Raw genomic sequence first — 20,080 nt, forward strand, 5'->3', positions numbered from 1 at the left:
GAGGTCTTCTCGGTCAAGGCAGGTCGAGCCGTGCGTGCAGCTCGCGTTGCGCTTCGGTCAGGCGTGTGGTCAGTTCTGCCAGGGTCTGCGCCTGGCCCGTCCACTGTGGGTAGTCCCAGTGGTGATCTTTGATGACCATCACTCGAAAGGCACCGTCCTCATCGAACTCGGGATACCAACCGACATCCAGCAGCAGTTGCTTGCCGTACTCGACCTGCAACAGGTCTTCCTTGAGCGCATCGATCTGGCCAGCCAGAGGCTGGTCGGTCAGGGGCGACAGGTCGTCGAAGATGATTTTGCCGGTGAGCAGGCTCAGGTCAAACAACTGGCGGTTCCTGTGTGAGGAGGATGGTAAGGCCATGGGCAAACCATTTCATGCCTCGAACCTGGCCTTGAGCGCTTGGCATTTCAAGAGGACGTTGTCCCGATCATGCTCGGCGTGGCGGTCGCACCAGGTGCAGATGTAGCGGATGGCTTCCGGGGTGGGCAGGGTGACGAACGCGTCCATGAATTCGAAGGTGATGCCGGGCACGCCGATCAAGTGGTCGGCAATGTTGGCCGGGTCGAGGTCGACGTCAATGGTGATTCCGGACATCTCAATGCCGACACTAGTCGGTATCAGCAGGCAATCGAGCAATATCGGGAGAAAGCTGGACGTGTCGAAGGGGCGGCACATCTGAAAATCGGTCAGGCACCAATGCAGGGTACCGTTTTGTGACTCGTTCAGTTGCGCGATAGAAGGCACCTGGATGGTGGTCAGGTTTTTCATTACGTGGCGTTCTCGGCTTTGGTGAGCAAGCTTTTCAGTTCGGGCTCAATCTCTTCAACCGGAAGACACTGGATGACTGCCTGAATGTAAGGCGCGTAATTTTTTTCGATGGGGGTTTCGCACCAGTCGAGTTCGTAGATGGCCTGAATGCGGACGTCGAGGTAAGCCGACTCCAGCAGCAGGCGTTTCAACAAGGCGATTGCCGGTACCGAGCGGTCTTCTCCCAGTGAGACTGTGCAGCGCTGCTGCCAGTACTCCGGTTTACTCAGTAAAGTCTGGTCGAGCAGTGCCCATTGTGTGGCGGTGAAGTCAATAAGCACACATTTAGCCACCATTTCGGTGGTGTATTCGGTCCAGTTGGCGGCTTCAGAGTCGCCAATCCAGTGTTCCAGTTTTTGCCAAAGCTCATCACATTGATCCCTGTGCAAAATGTTTCTCCTGAGGCGACGGCTCGCGTCAGCAAGCGCTGTTCAGTGCCGTAGCTGGCTCGCAATGGCCGATCTTGCCTCATTTAGCCGAGGCTTCCCATCCTTGGCCGTTCAGGCATCAGCGGATTCGCAGGTACAAAAAAGGGCGGCTCCCCGAAGGTAACCGCCCTGTTTTTTAACCGCCGATAAAACTTACTCGGACAGTTTGTACGCAATCACATAGTCACCCTGCTTGGTGCCCAGCGATCCGTGACCACCCGCAACGACGAGCACGTATTGCTTGCCGTCTTTACCGGTGTAGGTCATCGGCGTGGTTTGCGCGCCGGCTGGCAGGCGGCCTTCCCACAGCTGCTTGCCGTTTTTCACGTCGTAGGCGCGCAGGTACTGGTCGAGAGTGCCGCTCAGGAAGGCCACGCCACCGGCGGTGGTGAAGGTGCCGCCCAGGCTTGGAACGCCCATGCTTAGAGGGATCGGAACCGGCGAGCTGTCGCGCACGGTGCCGTTTTTGTGTTTCCAGATGATTTTGCTGGTGGTCAGGTCGACCGCTGTCACGTAACCCCAGGCCGGTGCCTGGCACGGCAGGCCCATTGGCGAGAGCAGGGGTTCGAGGATGACGCCGTATGGCGCGCCTTTGTTCGGCTGCACGCCTTCGGTTTCGCTTTTACGCGGGCCTTGGGCTGCGATTTCGGCGGCGGGGATCAGTTTCGATTTGAACGCCATGTAGTCCGGGTTCATGAAAGCAATCTGACGCACCGGGTCAACCGAGATACCACCCCAGTCGAACACACCGAAGTTGCCTGGATAAACGATCGAACCTTGCAGCGATGGCGGCGTGAACGGGCCGTCGTAGCGCAGGGATTTGAAGTTGATCCGGCAGATCAGTTGGTCGAACGGGGTGACGCCCCACATGTCGCGCTCTTTCAGCGGCGGCGGCATCAGGTTCAGGTCGGATTTCGGTTGGGTCGGCGAGGTGTGATCACCTTCGACAGCGCCTTGTGGCACCGGCACTTCGTTGATTGGCACGATGGCCTTGCCGTTGCTGCGGTCCAGCACATAGATGCTGCCTTGCTTGGTGGACGCGAGCACCGCCGGTTTCACACCGTCTGCGGTTTTCAGGTCCATCAGGGTTGGCTGGCCACCGACGTCCATGTCCCACAGGTCGTGGTGCGTGAACTGGAAGTGCCAGCGCACCTTGCCGGTGGCGATGTCCAGCGCGGTCAGGCCGGCGGCGTGCAGTTCCGATTCAGGGGTGCGCGCGCCACCGAACTGATCCGGGGTCTGGTTGCCCATCGGCAGGTAGAGCATGCCGAGCTTTTCATCGACGGCGAACATGGACCACATGTTCGGCGAGTTGCGGGTGTAGACCTTGCCTTCGGCAATCGGCGTGGTGTCGTCCGGGTTGCCGCTGTCCCAGTTCCACACCAGCTTGCCGGTGTGCACGTCGAACGCGCGGATCACGCCGCTTGGCTCGTCGGTGGAAACGTTGTCGGTGACGTGGCCGCCAATCACCACCAGGTCTTTGGTGACCGCCGGTGGCGACGTGGAGTAGTAACCACCTGGGGTGAAGCCGCCGATGTTGGCCGTCAGGTCGACCTGGCCACCGTTACCGAAGTCTTCGCACATCTTGCCGGTGTCGGCGTTCAGGGCGATCAGGCGGGTGTCGGCGGTCGGCAGGAAGATCCGGCGCGGGCAGACGCTGGTCACTGGCGCGTTGGCGGTGCCGGTCGGGCTCTGCTCGGACGCGTAGGCGGCATCATCGTGATAGGTCACGCCACGGCAGGTCATGTGCGCCCAACCCTTGAAGTTCGCCGCCTTCTGCGTGGAGAGCTTCGGATCGAAACGCCAGATTTCCTTGCCGGTGTCCGGGTCCAGCGCGATCACCTGGCTGTGCGGCGTGCAGACATACAGCATGCCGTTGGCTTTGAGCGGGGTGTTTTCCGCGGTGGTTTCGCCCGGGTCGTTCGGGCCCGGCAGGTCGCCGGTGCGGTAGGTCCAGGCAGGAACCAGTTTGTTGACGTTCTGCGGCGTGATCTGTGCCAGTGGCGAGTAACGATCGCCATGGGCGCTGCGGCCGTAGGAGTTCCAGTCACCGTCCGGCATGGCCGGGGCGGTGTTGGTCATGCCTGGCACGGCGTCACGATCCAGTTGGCCTTTGATTTCACCGGGGTTGGTGAACAGGCTGGCCAGCGCGGCGATACCGGCGATGACCACGGCAGCGCTCAGCACGCCAGTGCCGACCGGGTTGAACTCGCCGGTACGCAACGGGCGACGAAACCATGGCAGCAGCATGACGATACCGAGGGTAAAGAACAGCGCCAGACGTGGCACCAGTTGCCACCAGTCCAGACCGACTTCCCACAGTGCCCAGACCGTACTGGCGAACAGCACCACCGCGTACAGGCTCAATGCCGCAAAACGGTCGGCCAGCAGCAGCCCCCCGGTCAGCATCAGGCCGATACCGGCCAGCAGGTAATACAGTGAGCCGCCAAGCATGCTCAGCTTGATCCCCCCGGCCAGCAAGGCCAGGCCCATTAGCAGAAGCACGATACCGAGCAGGCTCGGCAATAGACGGCTTCGACTCAAAGCACCATCAGTGCTCATAGTGTGGTTCTCCGTGACGTTTTAAGTAGTCCCGCGCAGTAGTCACTGTAGATGACGATCTGGTGTGGGCATGGTTCATAGAAAAGCTGTTCAGTTGATGCGGTCCTTGTGGGAGCGAGCCTGCTCGCGATGGCGGCTTGACATTCAGCGCTGATGTCGACTGACACACCGCTATCGCGAGCAGGCTCGCTCCCACAGGTTTTTGCATAAGTATTAGAAGGACGACTGGATCTTGATCCCGCCAATCAGCGCGTCATCGACCTTGTCCACGCCACCGGGGTGGCGGATGTATTGCAGGTTCGGGCGCACGGTCAGCCAGTTCGTGACGTGCACGCCGTAATAGAGCTCGCTGCTGTACTCGGTGTCTTGCGGTGGCAGAAACGATGGGTCGTCGTAGTCGAAGACGGCGCGGGCCTGATTGGTCGCCTCGGCGTTCTTGCGGTAGGCCGGGTTGACGTGGACACGGGCCAGGGCGAAACCGATATCGTCTTTGGTGCGAGCATCGAACAGGCCCTTGTAGACGACGCCGGCCTGGACGTAGTTGTCGATCGCGTTGGTCTTCTTGTCGTGCATCGTGCCGTTGGCGAACACGCTCAGGCCCCGAGAGTTGTCGCTGGCGTGGCTGGTCAACTGCTGCTGAATACCGAGCCATACGCCGTGCTTGCTCGATGCGCTGCGATAAGCCTCGCCGCTCAGGGCGGCAGGCTGGCCATTGTTGTCCTTGTAGACGTCGCTGGCCTTGGCGTTGCTGTAGTAGTAACCGGCGCGGTATTCACCCGGCAGGCCGTTGAACTTCGGGGTCCAGACCAGTTCCACCGGCAGGATCGCGCCCTGAGTGCCGCTGCCGCTGAGCTTGAAACCGTTGTCGCGATCCAGATTGGACGGGTTTTGCTCGTAAACCCCGACTTGTGCGTAAAGCTGCGGCGTCAGGTGATATTTGACGCGCATCGCCCACTGGCTGACCGGCCAGTTGTACCAGATGCCACCAACCCAGTTGCCGACCTGAGAGCCGCAGAACGCCAGGTTCTGGAAGTCGCAAGGGAAGCTGTTGAAGTCTTCGCCCTCGCCGAAGCGGCCGACTTTGATATCGAGTTTCTGATCGAAGAATTTCTGCTGATACCACATCTGCGTCAGGCGCCAGGTCTGGCCACGGCCCCAGACTTCCTGAGCCGAAGTGAAGCCGCCGACACGCGGGTCGTTGATCCGGTCGTTGCTGATGTTGTTGCCGTTGCGTTCGGTGATGGTCAGCTGAAATTCAGCGTCGTCCCAACCCAGAATCTTCTGCAAGTCCAGGTGGCTGCCGAAGCCGAACTGGTCGCTGTAGCGCGCGGTGCGGTCATGGTCGTAGCCGCCGTGCAGGTTACTGCCCATTTCGCCGGTGTAATCGACCTTGAAGTCGTAGCCTTTTTCCGAAAGTTCGGTGCGCGTGCCGTTCCAGTCACCGAGCATCCACGGCGAATCGCTATCGAATGCCGGTGCAGCCTGGGTACAGGTGGCGAGGCTCAATGCGGTGAACCCACCGATCAGGTTCAGGGCTTTTCGACTGGCCACAGGGAGCAAGACAGCGCTGTCTCGCGAAGTATGAAAATCAGGCATAGAGAAGAAATTCTTGGTCTTTTTTCTAAAGGGGGGGACTGAACGCAGCGGGATGAAGCAGGGGAGAAGCGTTTCAGCAGGACGGGCGTAAGGATAATGTCCTGTAACACATAGAGAAAGGGCTTTTATTGACATGGATCATTTCGGATTTGGTAACAGTCGGCTGCGACCTGTCGCCGCAGTATCTGCCCGTGCAAAAAAAGGGCGGACTAAAGCGTCCGCCCCGCCTGTTTCAGTGCCGTCAAGTCAATAGATAGACCGGGAAGCACTCACACAAATGCATCACCCGTCGGCGGACTTTTTCCAGCAGTACCGCATTGGTCGGTTGCTCAAGCAGATCGGCAATCAGGTCGGCCACTTCGGCGCATTCGGCTTCACCGAAGCCCCGTGTGGTCAGGGCAGGTGTGCCAATGCGAATGCCGCTGGTGATCGCAGGTTTTTGCGGATCGTCGGGAATCGCGTTCTTGTTCAAGGTGATGTGGGCACTTTCCAGCAACGCCTCGGCCTCTTTGCCGGTGATGTTCTTCGCGCGCAGATCGAGCAGGAACATGTGGCAGTCGGTGCCACCTGACACCACCCGCAGGCCTCGCCGAGTAAGGATGTTCGCCATGGTCCTGGCGTTGTCGATGACGCGTTGCTGGTAGTGCTTGAACTCATCACCGAGGGCTTCGTTGAACGCCACGGCCTTGGCGGCGATGACGTGCATCAGAGGTCCACCCTGGTAGACCGGGAATATCGTCTTGTCGAGCAACGTCGCATGTTCGCGTTTAGCCAGGATCAGACCGCCCCGTGGGCCGCGCAGCGTTTTGTGAGTGGTCGAGGTGACGAAGTCTGCAATGCCGACCGGCGAGGGATACAGGCCGGCTGCGATTAGTCCGGCGTAGTGCGCCATGTCGACCATCAGGTATGCCCCGATTTCATCGCAAATATTGCGAAAACGCTGGAAGTCGATGGTCCTGGAATACGCCGAGGCACCGGCAATGATCATTTTCGGCCGGTGTTCCCGGGCCAGGGCTTCCATCTCGGCGTAGTCGAGGGTTTCGCTGTGTTTTTCCAGGCCGTAAGAGTACGCGGTGTAGAACTTGCCGGAGAAGTTTACTGAGGCGCCATGGGTCAAGTGGCCGCCATCGGCCAGGGACATTCCCAGAATCGTGTCGCCAGGTTTGAGCACAGCGAGAAACACGGCCTGATTGGCCTGGGAGCCGGAGTGCGGCTGGACGTTGGCATATTCGCAACCAAACAGTTTGCAGGCGCGTTCGATGGCGAGGCTTTCAATCTCATCGACCACTTTACAGCCACCGTAATAGCGCTTGCCTGGGTAGCCTTCGGCGTACTTGTTGGTCAGCACCGAACCTTGGGCTTCCAGCACTTCTTCGCTGACGTAGTTTTCCGAGGCGATCAGCTCCAGATGGGTTTCCTGACGGTTGCGTTCACGGCTGATCAGGCGGGCGATGACAGGGTCGAAATTGTGCAGGCTCATGGAGTCATTCCTTGGATAAGTGCTTCGGCCACGCAGGCTGGCGCGAGATGCGGTGATGCGTGTGACAGTCCGCCGCCGACCACAATGGAGTCGTACGAGCGATCATGGTCGGCTGCCCTCGGTGACGGCGGTGGCTTTGCTTTCCCTGGTGTAGGTCAGTACGAAATGCGCCACGAGCCCGAAGATCAGCCCCCAGAATGCAGCGGCCAGCCCCAGGAAACTCATGCCCGAGGCGGTGACCAGGAAGGTGATCAGCGCCGCTTCACGTTGTTTTTCGTCAGCCATGGCGCCGGTCAGCCCGGCGCTGATCGCCCCGAACAGGGCCAGACCGGCGAGGGAGGCGATCAGCTCTTTGGGCAAGGCCGAAAACACCGAAGCCAGGGTCGCGCCGAAGATGCCCATCAGAATGTAGAACACCCCGCAGGCGATCCCGGCGATGTAGCGCTTGTCGCGATCTTCATGGGCTTCGCGGCCGGTGCAGATAGCGGCGGTGATGGCTGCGAGGTTTAAGCCATGGGAGCCGAATGGCGCCATCAAAATCGAGCCGATGGCCGTGACCGAAATGATCGAGCGCGCGGGGGTGTTGTAGCCCGAGGTGCGCAACACCGCCATGCCCGGCACGTACTGCCCGGTCAGGGTGACGAGGGCCAGCGGCAGGCCGATATTGATGATCGCGTGCCAGCTCCACTGCGGGGCGATGAAGATCGGGTGGGCGACATCGATGGTGATCGAACCGGTGTTGAGTTCACCGAATGAGGCGGCCACGGCACAGCCGACAATCAATACCGACAGGATGGCGTAGCGCGGTGAAAAGCGTTTGAAGATCAGGTACGCCGCGATCATTGACAGCACCATGCTCGGCTGCAGCTTGATCGAGGTGAAGAGTTCGGCGCCGAAACGAAACAGGATGCCGGCGAGCATGGCGGCGGCGATGGCTTTTGGCAGGCGATTCATCAGTTTGTCGAACGCGCCGGACAGGCCGACCACCGCGATGATCACCGAAGCCACCACATAGGCGCCGATGGCCTGGGGCAAGGAGACCGTGGGCAGCATCGACACCAGCAACGCCGCGCCCGGTGTCGACCATGCGGTAATCACCGGAATCCGCAAACGCCAGCTCAATAACAGACCAGTAATGCCGCTGCCGATGGAGATGGCCCAGATCCAGGACGACACCTGATCATTGGGCAGGTGCGCCTCCCGGGCCGCTTGAAACACGATGATCAGCGGGCCGGCATAGGAAATGATCACGGCGATGAAGCCTGCAATGACCGCTGACAGGGATAGATCCTTTCTGAGTGTGTCCATGATGTCTCGGCTAGGCGTGGCGGGCACGCGGTGATTCAGAATTGATATTGAGTCGATTGATTCGATTCGAGATGAGTGTATTTGAATGAATTGAGTTGATTCAATAGATGGAGGGAGTTGCTAGGAGATGTTTTTTTGCTATCGAGGTGTATTTATCAGATTTTTCTCAAGTAACTATTTGATTTTCAAATAAATATGGCTGTTGAAAAATATTCTGAATGAGGGGTGGTTTTCGATTCATTCGTCGAATCAATCGACTCAATTTATTGATTGTATCCATTTATTAGTTGCCTAACTTCCATGTGATATGCTCGGATATTCATCATTTTTACGATGGGTAGCGATCATTCATGTGGGTTCCTCAGCTAAGCGAGTTCGGCCAGCCGATGTATTTGTCGATTGCCGACGCGTTGGCGCGCGATATCAGCAACGGCGTGTTGAACGAAGGTGATCGTCTGCCGACCCTGCGGGAGCTGGCCACCACGCTGAATGTCACGCCCGGTACCATCAGCCGAGCCTATAGCGAAGCCCATCGGCGGCGTCTGGTGCAGGGGGAGGTGGGGCGTGGCACTTATGTGCTCAACCAGAAGCAGTTGGAACTGCCGGCCAGCAACAGTGCCGCCTCGCTGAATCTGGGCCAGTCTGAATTACTGGATCTTTCGATCATCAAGCCTTACAGCGAAACCCTGGAATACTGGTTGCGCGGAGCCTTGGTGGGCATGGCCAAAAGCACGGATTTTGCCCATGCCCTCGATTACGCCCCCGATGGCGGTCATCCGGCCCATCGCGAGGCGGGCGCGCAATGGCTGCGCCATTCGTTGCCCGATGCGCAATGGCAGCAAGTGGTGATCACCGCCGGCGCACAGCATGGTTTGATGGTCGCGATGAGTGCGCTGACCAACGCCGGTGATCTGGTGCTCTGCGAGGCGCTTTGCTACCCCGGCATCATTTCCCTGGCCCATGGTCTGGAACGACGTCTGCGTGGCGTGCCAATGGACGATGAAGGGATCATTCCCGAAGCGCTACGCGAACTGTGCCAACGTGAGAAACCGGCGATGCTGGTCTGTGTGGCGACCTGCCAGAACCCGACGGCCGCGATCATGTCGCAAAAGCGTCGGGCGCAAATCGCGGCGTTGGCCGAAGAGTTCGACTTCATCATCCTGGACGATGACATCTACGGTTTTCTGGCCACCGACCCGTCGATCAAACCGCTGTCGGCGTTCGCGCCGGATCGTTCGGTGTACCTGACCAGTCTGTCGAAGTCGATCATGCCGGCCTTGCGGATCGGCTATCTCTATAGCCCGCCGAAACTGTTGTCGCGCCTGACCTCCATGGTGCGCAGCAGCGTCTGGATGCCGTCGCCATTGACCGCTCAGTTGGCCAGCAATGTGATCACGCAGGGATTGGATAAAAAGCTGATCCGTATTCAGCGCAACGAAGCCGCCGGGCGGCAGGCGATCGCTCAGGAAGTCTTCGCCAATTTCGAGCTCAAGACCCAGCCGTATTCCTACCACGTCTGGTTGACATTGCCCGAGCCCTGGACCAGCGACGAGTTCACCATGCTGGCCCGTGCCAACGGTGTGTTGGTCCTCAGTGGCACCCAGTTCCAGGCCGAACGTGGCGGCATTACCCGCTGCGTGCGATTGGTGCTGATGTCGCCCACCAGCCAGGACGAATTGAGGTTTGCCCTGACCAAGCTGGCGAGTCTGATCGATTCGGACCCGCGTCGTTATTACTGAGCCCAGGCGCTATCTCCAGACGTTTGTCCCTCAGAGGATGGCCAACTCGCCTACAGTTAATTCAGCATCTGACGAATGCCTGTGTCCGGAGCCCTTCCACCGGACGAAAGCCTCCGCTAAGGTGCGCGGCTTCTCATCCTTTCATCGCTCGAAGGCCCGGCATGACCGAACAGAACACCAACCCCCTGCACGGCGTGACGCTGGAGCAAATCCTCAACGCCCTGGTTGAGCACTACGAATGGTCGGGGCTGGCCGAGCGTATCGATATCCGCTGCTTCAAGAGCGACCCGAGCATCAAGTCGAGCCTGACGTTCCTGCGCAAAACCCCATGGGCGCGGGAGAAGGTCGAACGCCTGTACGTGAAGCTGATGCGTACCAAGCGCCCGGTCTGAGCATGGTCATACCCTCGGCCGCGAGACGTCGTTGTGTCGCCGTGGCGGCGATTCTGGGCTGGGCAGGCTTAAGCATTCAGCTGTACCTGATTTTCTACTCACGCTGGAGTGTCGCGGCCAGTCTGCTGGGCGGGCTGGTGAGTTTTTTCAGCTATTTCACCGTGCTGACCAATACGCTGGCGGCAGTGGTGCTGACCTGCGAACTGACGTCCCGCGAGTCGGCGACGCGCCGCTGGTTTTTGCAGCCGTGGGTGAGCAGTGCGATTGCGGTGAGCATCGCCGTCGTCGGTGTGGCGTACAGCCTGTTGTTGCGCCATTTATGGCATCCCGAAGGTTGGCAATGGGTGGCCGATGAGCTGATGCATGACGTCATGCCGCTGCTGTTTCTGGTTTATTGGTGGTGCTGTGTGCCTAAAGGGACGTTGCGGCTGCGGCACATTGCGTTGTGGGTGATCTATCCGCTGGTGTACTTCGGCTATGCGTTATGGCGTGGGCATCTGCTGGCGGTTTATCCCTATCCGTTCATTGATGTGGACAAGTTGGGTTATCCACAGGTGTTTGTGAATGCCGGGGGATTGTTGGCGGGGTTTGTGGTGATTTCACTGTTGGTGATTGGGTTGGATCGGTGGCGCACGGGACGGATGTGAACACTGACTGTGGCGAGGGAGCTTGCTCCCGCTGGGTTGCGAAGCGACCCCAAAATCTGCAACCGCAGGTTTTCAGGCACACCGCATAAGCCGGTTTTGCGACTGCTTCGCAGCCGAACGGGAGCAAGCTCCCTCGCCACAAAAGGCATGTAACCACAGTGTTGCGGTTATTCCTCGTCACTGTCATCCAGTCGCCAATAGCCGACGGCCTTCACAAACTGCTCGTTCAGGCCGTGCTCATCGAGCAATACCCGGCGAATCTGCCGCGACACTTTGGATTCGGTCGCCACCCACGCATACAGATTGCCTGCGGGTACCTTGATGTGTTGCACGGTGGTCAGCAGGTTGTTTCTGCCACCTTCGCGCAGTACCCAGATCACATCGACCTGCGCGGCGCTTTCGAGGCGTTGTTGTTCGGCGCCGTTTTCCACTTCCACGATCACCAGCGCATGCCGGTTGGCGGCCAGGCCTTCGAGGCGGCGGGCGATGGCGGGCAGGGCGGTTTCGTCGCCGATCAGCAGGTAGCTGTCGAAGATGTCCGGCACGATCATCGAGCCCCGTGGCCCGCCGATGTGCAGGAACTGGCCGGGTTTGGCCTGTTCCGCCCAGGTCGAGGCAGGACCATCGCCGTGCAGTACGAAGTCAATGTCCAGTTCCAGCGTGTCCAGGTCGTAACGACGTGGCGTGTAATCACGCATCGCGGGCATCGGCCCGTTGTCCTTGCCGGCACCGAGTACCAGGGTTTCCAGCGCCGCCTGTTCCGCAGCGTTTTGTGGGAACAGCAATTTCACGTGGTCGTCGGTTCCAAGGCTGACGAAGCCGGCCAGCTCCGGTCCACCAAGGGTTATGCGGCGCATACGCGGGGTCAGGTCGACCACCCGCAGCACTTCCAGACGACGGCGTTTGATCTCATGCATGACACGGTGAATGGATTGGGATGGCACGATAACGTCGGTCATTCGGCGTTCTCCTGAACGGGTTGAACGGCGGGGCCGTCGACGATGGCTTTGGCCGTGTTATTGAGCAAATCGCGTACCCGCAGGATTTCTTCCGGGCTCCAGCGACCATGGTGCATTTGCAAGGCATGGCGCAGGTTGTGCACCGCTTCGTGGATCTCGGCCGGGCGGTCCTGGCCGCGCAACGAGCGCTTGCTGACCTCGATGCGCATGCGCACGCCATCCAGGGCGATCGCTTGTTCACTTAAAGACAGACGTCCGGCGTCGGTGATGCTGTAGCGTTTTTTTCCGCCCTCGGCGTCGCCCAGGATCATTTCGCTTTCTTCAAGGAAGGTCAGGGTCGGGTAGATCACGCCGGGGCTGGGGCTGTAGGCGCCGTCGAACATGCTTTCGATCTGGCGGATCAGGTCATAGCCGTGGCACGGCTGCTCGGCGATCAGCGCCAGCAGCAGCAATTTCAGGTCGCCAGGGGCGAACACCCGCGGTCCGCGTCCACCGCGCTCGCGGCCAGGCCCAGGGCGTTTCTCGAAGCCGTCGCGGCCGTCGCCGTGTTCGCGGTGGGGGGAATGATGGTCTCTCATTTCGGTCTTCTCTCATCACGTTTAGATACAACTTAAGATATATCTTAGCGTTCAGGCAAGACGTTTTTTGCCGGATCCTTGCGCGGCTGACGAGCGGCGGTCTCATCGAATAATGCAATAGGCCTCTTTTTGGCGAATGCCTGCGATCGATAACTTTGAAGTTAAAGTGAATGCTCTATTTGTCTTGAGTATATATTCTAAAAACTCCAACAAGTCCCACTATTGCGAGTGATGATTGCTGTATGGTTTTTTAACTGAATCTGTATGTAGGGTATAACTTACAGGCAGTGTTTTAATTATCTGTTTTTTGTTCTTTTTTCTTGCGGGTCTTAGGGTCGTTTAACTACGTGCTTATAGGAAGTTGCTTGCTTACTTTCCAGAGGCAACAGTCGATGATGCCCCGGCATTGAAAGTTCAGGTTGATCTGGCTCAACTGAAGTTACGGTTGTCTTCAACTTTCAATGCACACCTCCTCATAAAGAAAACAAGGTACTGAACGATGTTCAAGAAACTCGCAATCGCTGCTCCGCTGGCTCTTCTGGCGCTGGGTTCCTCGGGAGCGTTCGCCGCTGGTGAAGCTGCCCATTCCATCAACATCGTCGCTCATGTGCCGACCAACGGCTTCTATGTGGTGCCGACCGATCCTGAGCTGGTCAACAAGGATCAGGACATGAGCTTTCAGCCAAGCACCGGCAAGATGGGCGAAGTAAACGGTTACTTCGATGTGCGCAACAACAACGGTTCGGTTCACGCCAGCCTGGACAGCGCACCAAAACTGATCTCCGGTGCCAACAGCATTGATCTTAAAGTCGAGATCAACAACACAACCCTCACCACCACGCCTCAACAAGTTGTCGGCGAGGCTGAGTCCGATGTGAACTACCGTGCACCGCTGAAGATCAGCGCCATCGGCACTACGTTCAACCCGGGTGATTACACCGGTGTCGTGGCGATGACCTTTGACGCCGTTCCTCCGGTCGGTACGCCTTGATCGGGCGATCCGGCATCAGGCGCTGACTTCCCCGCAGCGCTAACCAGCGGGGCAAGCCACCGTGCTTGCCCCGCCGGACTTCCATTGTTCGTAATCAGAGTAAGAGTTCATGTTCCCGATGACACCCATCGCGGCTGCGCTTGCGCTGTTGTTTTGTGCCAGTGCAGCCGTGGCTTCCAATTCCGCTGGTACGACCCCGCGAAGTCTGTTGGCGCAGGCCAAAGGCCTGCCGGCGGATTTCGAGGAGCATTTCTTTGATGTGCCTCTGGCTGTTCGGGTGGAGCTCGATCATCAACCGCTGGGTGAAGCCATGGTGGTGTTGTCCCGCGACGATCGCGTCACCCTGCTCGAATTTACCGACACCAGCGAAAACCGCTTCGGCTCCGCCGAACGGGAAAAATGGGCGAGTTATCTCAAACCGGGTGTGCCATTGGGCAATTGCACCGGTTCATGTCCGGATCAGGTGCTGGCCGTGCACTACAACCTGGAAAGCTCGCTGGTCTCGATTGTCACCGAAAACGCCGAGCGCGATGTTGAAGCCAAGCGTTACTACGAGCAGCCCGATGGCGGTAGCAGCGGCCTGATGGTGCGCAACCAGCTCAATCTCAATGGTGGCCAGGATCAGGACCTGGGCGGACGCTTTGGTCTTGAAGCCAGCGCCAGCCTGGGTAACTGGAGCCAGACACTGAACCTGCAACTGGCCCGTCTCGGTGGCCCGGACGACAAGCTCTACCACGCCGTGCATGAGCTGCACACCCAGCGTGAACTGCAAGGCAGTTTTTTCCGTCTGGGCTATTTCACCCCCAATTCCGAAGGGCTGACGCGCCAACCGCGCACGTTCGGCACCAGCCCCGACACCGCCGTCGGCGTCATGTACGGCAGCTCCGACAGCCTGGCCATCAGCAGCCCGATGCCCAGCGTCTATCCGATCTACGTCACCGCCAATCGCCAGGGCTCGGTGGAAATCTGGCGCGACGGGCTGCTGATCAACACTCAATCAGTGCCGGCCGGTTTGCAGACGCTCGACACCCGGCCATTGCCCGGTGGCATCTATGAAGTGGAAGTGCGCCTGATCGAAGACGGCCAGATCACCTCCACCACCCAGGAGTTGGTGTACAAGCCCAATAACTGGCGCAACCTCGACGAACGCTGGCGCTACAACCTGTTTGCCGGCGAAGAAAGCAAACTGCTGAGCAACTGGGACATGCAATCCAGCGGCAGCCCGACGGCCGGGGCATCGGTCAACTACCTGATGCACCCGCGGGTGATTCTCGGAATGTCGGCGCGCCAGATTCGTGAAAAGCTGCAATACGGCACGTCCATCGACTGGACGCTGGCCAATCACATCAGCCTGTACGCCAACGTTTATAAAACCCAGGACTACGGCACCGGTCTCGATCTGCAAAGCCTCTATAACTATGGGGCCGGTAGCGTGGTGGTCAGCCACAACCGCAGTTGGCTCGACACCACCAACATGTACGACACCTTGCCGGACGGCACCCGGATTCGACCGCGCAACGTGTTCATCGGCCAGACCAGCAATTCGTCGCTGGCGCTCAACCATCGTGTCAGCAGCAAAAGTTCGCTCAACGCCCGGGTGTCGCACAGTGAGGGCAACGTTGAGGGCGTCGGTCTGGATCTGGGCTGGACGCAGCGCACCGTGTTGCTGGGCAGCGATGCCAGTTGGCGGCTGTCACTGTTCGACCGGCCGGGCAGTTTCAGCAGCGGCGAGGCGCGCAATCGCGGTGTCGATCTGAGTGTCAATCTGGCATTGGGCGCGCCCGGCCAGCAGTTCACCGGCAGCATCGGTTCGCGCACGGCCCGTGATGGCAGTCGCGATAACAACGCCTCCCTCGGCTGGCGCAAGGATCTGAAAGATCATGTACTGCAAAGCGTCTCGGTGACCGCGCTCACCGACACCTATGGCGTCGGCATGTCCAGCCTGGCGAACTTTCGCACCGACGCCATCAATGGCGATGGCTTTGTTCAGCGTTCGTCCTACAACGGCAACTTTACCGGCGGTCTGAACGTGGATAGCACGCTGGTCGTCGGCGGTCAGCAAATGGTCCTGACCAGTCAGCATGAGATGCGCGGTGCCGGGCTGATCGTCGACGTGGAGTCGGATATCGATGACATCGCCTTGCGCGCCGACGATTACAGCGGCGGCAGCGCGGCGTTGAAGCCGGGGCGCAACTTCATCCCGATTACCGCGTATCAGAACAGTTCGGTGAGTTTCGACTTCGAAGGCAACCACGTGCCGGCGGCCACCATCGAGCCGGCGCGCACCCGCTATCACCTGAACAAGGGCGGGGTGGATTACCGCAAGGTGCGAGTGATGAAAACCCTGACGGTGCTCGGCCGACTGGTTGATGCGCAAGGACAGCCACTCAAGGGCCATCACGTGATCAACCACGCCAGTCGCGGGGTGACGGAAGTCGACGGTTTCTTCTCGATGGAAATGAACGCTGGCTCGCCGACCCTGGAAGTGCGCCAGGGCAATCAGCTGCTGTGCCAGTTCCGCCTCGATGCGAGTCGGCATCGCAGTGAAAACAACGTGTTGATGATCGGTGATCTGCGCTGCACGCCGGACACCCTGGCTGACGTCACGTCCACCGAACAGAAGGCGGGCTGAGCCGATGAAGCGATCCATGGGTTGTATGGGGCTGCTGCTGGCACTGACCGGGCCGGCGACCGAGGCGGCGAATCAGGAAATCAGGGCGTTGTTCCAGCCCGATTCGTCCCAGCCGGGCAAGAACGTGTTTATCAACCAGACGGCGAACAGCGGTTACTGCGCGGACTATCCGGGCGAGTGCGCGCAGAACAATATGTTCAGCATTCAGTTGCCGGTGCGCTTTGACTCGACCCGCGCAATCATGCCCGACGAAAGTATTGCGCTGAAGGTGCCGGCCAACTGGCGGCAACTGACGGTGACCAACGCCGAGACCCAGGAAACGGAGACCGTCGAGGTGCGCATCATCGGCATTGGCTCCAGGTTCACGCTGAGTGACTCAGCCGCTAACCTGGTCGGGGTGACGGACATACTGGAGGGCCATCAGAAGCTTTGGACCAGCAGAAGTTGGGTGTACGCCCCGGCGCCCTGTCTTTACAGCGGTGTGGGTGCCTACGGCCCGGCGTCCTATCGGTTTTTCTGGAAGGCGCCAGTGGAAGCGGAATGTAGCAAAGTGGCCACCCACACCATTCCTTCCATGTATTTCAACACCCTCGATTTTGCCTATGAACTGCGCACGCCCAATCCGTTGGGCATGTCGAGCGGGCTGTACACCGGTGCGTTGTCTTACCGCCTGGGCCCGGGCGCCGATTTCGATCTGGGGCCGTTGATGGTTCCGGATGACGGCAACCTGACCCTGGACTTCGTATTGGACGTGCAGCACACCCTGAAGGTCGATCTGCCACCGGGCGGCAACAAAGTGCTACTGGAGCCCGAAGGCGGATGGCAGCGCTGGATCGACAGCGGTCGCAAACCGACGAGGATCTACCGCGATCAACTGTTTTACCTGTCGGCGTCGTCGCGCTTCAAAGTCATGATGCTGTGCAACTCGTACGGCGGCACCCGCTGCAAGTTGGGAAGCCCGAAAGGCAATACCACCGAGGTGGAAACACTCCTCACCTTGCCCGCTGGCATCACCGGTCCCGGCGGCGGGTCGGTCACGCTTTTCAGGCTGCAATACAACACGTGGTCAGGCCCTTTTCAGCCCGGAATCTATGTGGATCGAAAGGCCGGCTCGTTGCGTTTCGAGATGCCCCAGGACGCCATCAACTTTTTGCTGCGTCCCGGCTTGAGCGACACGCTCAGCGGCAGCATCACCATTATCTGGGACTCGGAAGTTTGACCGTTCAGGCCTGGCCACTTTTTATTCTGATGGGATTGAAGACGATGAAGCGTATGTTTTTGCTGTGGGTACTCAGTGTGTTTTACGTGACGGCACAGGCGGGGCCACAGATCAATGTCGGCACTGTGTATGACTATCTGGATGCCGATAAAAGTACCTACCTTAAACGGGTATTCAACAGTGGCGACAGCACCGCTTTCGTCAAGGTCAACGTGCTGGAAATCGTCTATGACTCCGACGGTACGCCCCGGGAGATTCCGGTCGAAACCGCCGCCGACGGGGCGTCGCGCAATGGCGTGATGGCCAGCCCGGCGCGGCTGATCGTACCGGCCCAGGGCATGCAGGGCACTCGCTTGTTGTACATGGGTGAGCGTGACAGCGAACGCTACTTTCGTGTGCGTTTCGTGCCGGTGGTGCCAGAAAAGGAAGATGAATTCGCGGTCAGTGCCGAGGAGAGCGAGGACTATAAAAAGACCCTGTCGGCCGGGGTCAACGTGATGACTGGGTTTGGCACGATTTTCTTCGTGCGGCCCAAAGACGCACGTTTCGCGACGGCCATCAATGAAACCGACAACCGCTACGAACTGCGCAACAACGGCAACACGGTGGTCATCGTCGATGAATTCAAAAGCTGCTCATTGAGCAATGAAACCGACTGTGGGGCAACCACCAAACACCATGTGCTGGCGGGCAAGACGTTCGGCTTCGACAAGGAAAAGGGGCGTGAATACCGGTTCATCCTGATCGAAGGCGACAGTAAGAAAAACCTGAAGATCGCCAGCCGCCAGGCCTGACGCCAGCCAGTCAAGCGCAATCCATGTGGGAGCGCCTTAACTGACTGGCATTGGCCGCCAGGCCCGCTTTTCATAGACGCAACGGGTATCAAACATGATCAAGCAATGCGCCGTCTTCGCGCTGATGGCAATGACCGTACTGATGGGTTCTTTGGCATGGGCGGCTCGGGAAGAGCACACCTTCGAGGTTTCTCTAACCATCCCGAACCGCTCGTTTTACTTGATCCCGGCTGAACCCGACTGGATTCACCGACCACAGCAGCTGAACTGGGACTATCCGACCTCGACGCTGAGCAGTGTGCGCAAGAACTTCGATGTGCGCCATGACACCAGCGCGATTGAAGCACGCCTGGAAACCGCACCCTACCTGTCCAATGGCAGGCCGGGCGACGATATTGCCTTGCGGGTCACTTTCAACGGTGTGGAGTTGAGCCCTGATATTGCCCCGCGGCAAGTGGTGTCGGCGGCCGACGCGGCCGTGGGCATGCGGGTGCCACTGGAAATCGCGCCGGTAAAGCCGGACGGGGGTTATCGGCCGGGGGACTACAGCGGCAACGTCCTGTTGTTGTTCAGTGCCAGGGCGCCAGGGGAGTGAGTGCAAGCGCAGATAAGCCTGTGGCCGGATTGGCCAGGGAATGACAGTCAGCATGACCAAGAGTGTATTAGTAATGAAACTTGCAAGTATGGCGAGCGGCCTGTGTGCCCTGATACTGACAGGCTTTATGACATCGGCCGGTGCCGCGAATGTAGAGATCACGGCGCTGTTCCAGCCTGACTCGACGAATCCGATGCACAATGAATTTGTAAATAAAACGCCTCAGGGCGGCTACTGCGGTGGCCATCCGGAATACTGCGAGGACGGTGTCTTCAGTATCGACTTGCCGCTTCGATTCAGGTCCGTGGCGGCCATTGAGGCGCTGCATGACGAACGCCAAGGCCCGATGTTCCGGGTGCCATCCTCCTGGAGGGATATCAGGGTTATTCATGACGAAACCGGCGAAGAGGAGACGGTAAGGATGCGGGTGAACGGTATTGGTGCCGCCTATACCAACAAGGTGCCGCTTCCCGTGGGAGTCTGGCAATTCGGTTGGGTCTACGCTCCAGCCCCCTGCCGGTATGGGGGCGTGGGCTTTGGCAACCAGACTTACTATGCTTTTTTCTGGCGCGTTCCGCTCGATGCGGGTACCTGTTCCAAACAGGCACAAAAAACAATTGATCAATCCTATGATTTTGCTTACCGAGACATGGGGTTCTCTTATCAACTCATTACGCCCAATCCCCTCAAGATGTCATCGGGCACCTACCGCGGTGTATTGAATTACAGCGTGGGCCCAGGTCAAGATTTCGACATGGGTGACGTCATGCTGCCTGACGACAGTTTGATCTCCGTCAACTTTACCCTGATTGTCGAACACACCTTGAAAGTCGACATTCCCCCAGGCGGCAACCGCGTCATATTGGAACCGCAAGGCGGTTGGCAATCCTGGCTGTCACAGGGGCGTAAACCCACGCGTTTGTTTCGCGATCAGACGTTCAATATTTCCGCGTCGAGCCGCTTCAAGATGAACCTGCGATGTCAGTTCGTCATCGGGAACAACTGTGCGCTGTGGGAGCCGACCGCCGGTCATCCTGTGCCGCTGGAAGTCGCCGTTACTCTGCCTGGCGGGTTGACGGACGCCGCGGGACAACCGGTGAATCGACGTCCGCTGCGCCGTGATGGTGTTGGCACGGAGCTGTTTCAGCCGGGCTTTTACGTAGATCGCAAACCTGGCACGCTGCATTTCGAAGTGGCCCGCGAAGCCATTGATGAAATGCTCAAACCGGGCATTGCCCGCAGCTATTCGGGCAATGTCACGGTTATCTGGGATTCGGAAGCGGGCTGAACGAAGTGCCCAGGATGAAAAAGCCAGCCCCGAGTGGATGACACTCGGGGGTTAAGCGTTTGCA

At 59.0% G+C, this 20,080-nt stretch carries 18 protein-coding genes; 9 read left to right on the plus strand and 9 right to left on the minus strand.

Going from position 1 to position 20,080, the window contains the following annotated elements; genetic code table 11:
- Positions 1-13: 13 nt before the first annotated feature.
- From QMK51_RS05935 to QMK51_RS05965, 7 genes are all read right to left on the minus strand, one after another.
- Positions 14-325 (minus strand): hypothetical protein, encoded by a 312-nt coding sequence (locus QMK51_RS05935; RefSeq protein WP_320393419.1) that lies wholly within the window; start codon positions 323-325, stop codon positions 14-16.
- A 48-nt stretch (positions 326-373) separates the two neighbouring features.
- Positions 374-769, minus strand: a complete 396-nt coding sequence (locus QMK51_RS05940; RefSeq protein WP_320393420.1) for a hypothetical protein — start codon at positions 767-769, stop codon at positions 374-376.
- The gene (locus tag QMK51_RS05945; protein ID WP_320393421.1) at positions 769-1,197 is read right to left on the minus strand and encodes a HEAT repeat domain-containing protein; all 429 of its coding nucleotides are present in this window, start codon (positions 1,195-1,197) and stop codon (positions 769-771) included. Before QMK51_RS05945 ends, QMK51_RS05940 begins: the two co-directional genes overlap by 1 nt.
- 192 nt (positions 1,198-1,389) lie before the next feature.
- Positions 1,390-3,798, minus strand: a complete 2,409-nt coding sequence (locus tag QMK51_RS05950) for a glucose/quinate/shikimate family membrane-bound PQQ-dependent dehydrogenase (RefSeq protein ID WP_320393422.1) — start codon at positions 3,796-3,798, stop codon at positions 1,390-1,392.
- Between the two features lie 213 nt (positions 3,799-4,011).
- A complete protein-coding gene (locus QMK51_RS05955) occupies positions 4,012-5,394 on the minus strand; it encodes a carbohydrate porin (protein WP_320393423.1) in 1,383 nt (460 codons plus the stop codon).
- Between the two features lie 241 nt (positions 5,395-5,635).
- Positions 5,636-6,874: a serine hydroxymethyltransferase gene (gene glyA / locus QMK51_RS05960; protein ID WP_258699269.1), complete on the minus strand. Its 1,239-nt coding sequence runs from the start codon at positions 6,872-6,874 to the stop codon at positions 5,636-5,638.
- 102 nt (positions 6,875-6,976) lie between these two features.
- On the minus strand, positions 6,977-8,182 hold the full coding sequence (locus tag QMK51_RS05965; protein ID WP_258699270.1) for a benzoate/H(+) symporter BenE family transporter: 1,206 nt from the start codon (positions 8,180-8,182) through the stop codon (positions 6,977-6,979).
- A 350-nt stretch (positions 8,183-8,532) separates the two neighbouring features.
- Here QMK51_RS05965 and QMK51_RS05970 point away from each other — a divergent pair, with 350 nt between their 5' ends.
- The 3 genes from QMK51_RS05970 to QMK51_RS05980 all read left to right on the plus strand — a co-directional run bounded on the left by QMK51_RS05970 (position 8,533) and on the right by QMK51_RS05980 (position 10,960).
- Positions 8,533-9,921 carry a PLP-dependent aminotransferase family protein gene (locus tag QMK51_RS05970; RefSeq protein WP_320393424.1) on the plus strand — a complete coding sequence of 463 codons (1,389 nt, stop codon included), beginning with the start codon at positions 8,533-8,535 and terminating at the stop codon, positions 9,919-9,921.
- A gap of 161 nt (positions 9,922-10,082) precedes the next feature.
- Positions 10,083-10,313, plus strand: a complete 231-nt coding sequence (locus QMK51_RS05975; RefSeq protein WP_007941719.1) for a VF530 family DNA-binding protein — start codon at positions 10,083-10,085, stop codon at positions 10,311-10,313.
- Between the two features lie 2 nt (positions 10,314-10,315).
- Positions 10,316-10,960, plus strand: coding sequence for a Pr6Pr family membrane protein (locus tag QMK51_RS05980; protein ID WP_258699272.1), 645 nt, complete (start codon positions 10,316-10,318; stop codon positions 10,958-10,960).
- A 167-nt stretch (positions 10,961-11,127) separates the two neighbouring features.
- Here the strand turns inward: QMK51_RS05980 and QMK51_RS05985 are convergent, their stop codons facing one another.
- Together QMK51_RS05985 and QMK51_RS05990 are read right to left on the minus strand one after the other, a co-directional pair.
- Positions 11,128-11,919, minus strand: a complete 792-nt coding sequence (locus tag QMK51_RS05985) for a siderophore-interacting protein (RefSeq protein WP_320393425.1) — start codon at positions 11,917-11,919, stop codon at positions 11,128-11,130.
- Positions 11,916-12,497 (minus strand): PadR family transcriptional regulator, encoded by a 582-nt coding sequence (locus tag QMK51_RS05990; RefSeq protein WP_258699274.1) that lies wholly within the window; start codon positions 12,495-12,497, stop codon positions 11,916-11,918. The genes QMK51_RS05985 and QMK51_RS05990 overlap by 4 nt, the downstream gene beginning before the upstream one ends.
- A gap of 499 nt (positions 12,498-12,996) precedes the next feature.
- Between QMK51_RS05990 and QMK51_RS05995 the strand changes: the two genes are divergently transcribed.
- The 6 genes from QMK51_RS05995 to QMK51_RS06020 all read left to right on the plus strand — a co-directional run bounded on the left by QMK51_RS05995 (position 12,997) and on the right by QMK51_RS06020 (position 20,016).
- On the plus strand, positions 12,997-13,488 hold the full coding sequence (locus QMK51_RS05995) for a CS1 type fimbrial major subunit (RefSeq protein ID WP_320393426.1): 492 nt from the start codon (positions 12,997-12,999) through the stop codon (positions 13,486-13,488).
- Between the two features lie 109 nt (positions 13,489-13,597).
- Positions 13,598-16,120 (plus strand): CS1-pili formation C-terminal domain-containing protein, encoded by a 2,523-nt coding sequence (locus QMK51_RS06000; RefSeq protein WP_320393427.1) that lies wholly within the window; start codon positions 13,598-13,600, stop codon positions 16,118-16,120.
- Positions 16,121-16,124: 4 nt separating this feature from the next.
- On the plus strand, positions 16,125-17,339 hold the full coding sequence (locus tag QMK51_RS06005) for a hypothetical protein (RefSeq protein ID WP_320393428.1): 1,215 nt from the start codon (positions 16,125-16,127) through the stop codon (positions 17,337-17,339).
- Positions 17,340-17,383: 44 nt separating this feature from the next.
- Positions 17,384-18,133: a molecular chaperone gene (locus QMK51_RS06010; RefSeq protein ID WP_320393429.1), complete on the plus strand. Its 750-nt coding sequence runs from the start codon at positions 17,384-17,386 to the stop codon at positions 18,131-18,133.
- Between the two features lie 94 nt (positions 18,134-18,227).
- Complete coding sequence (locus tag QMK51_RS06015) at positions 18,228-18,728, plus strand: CS1 type fimbrial major subunit (protein WP_320393430.1); 501 nt, start codon at positions 18,228-18,230, stop codon at positions 18,726-18,728.
- A gap of 73 nt (positions 18,729-18,801) precedes the next feature.
- Positions 18,802-20,016 (plus strand): hypothetical protein, encoded by a 1,215-nt coding sequence (locus QMK51_RS06020; RefSeq protein ID WP_320393431.1) that lies wholly within the window; start codon positions 18,802-18,804, stop codon positions 20,014-20,016.
- Positions 20,017-20,080 lie beyond the last annotated feature (64 nt).

Origin of the sequence: Pseudomonas sp. P9_31, assembly GCF_034008235.1 — a bacterium.
GTDB lineage: Bacteria > Pseudomonadota > Gammaproteobacteria > Pseudomonadales > Pseudomonadaceae > Aquipseudomonas.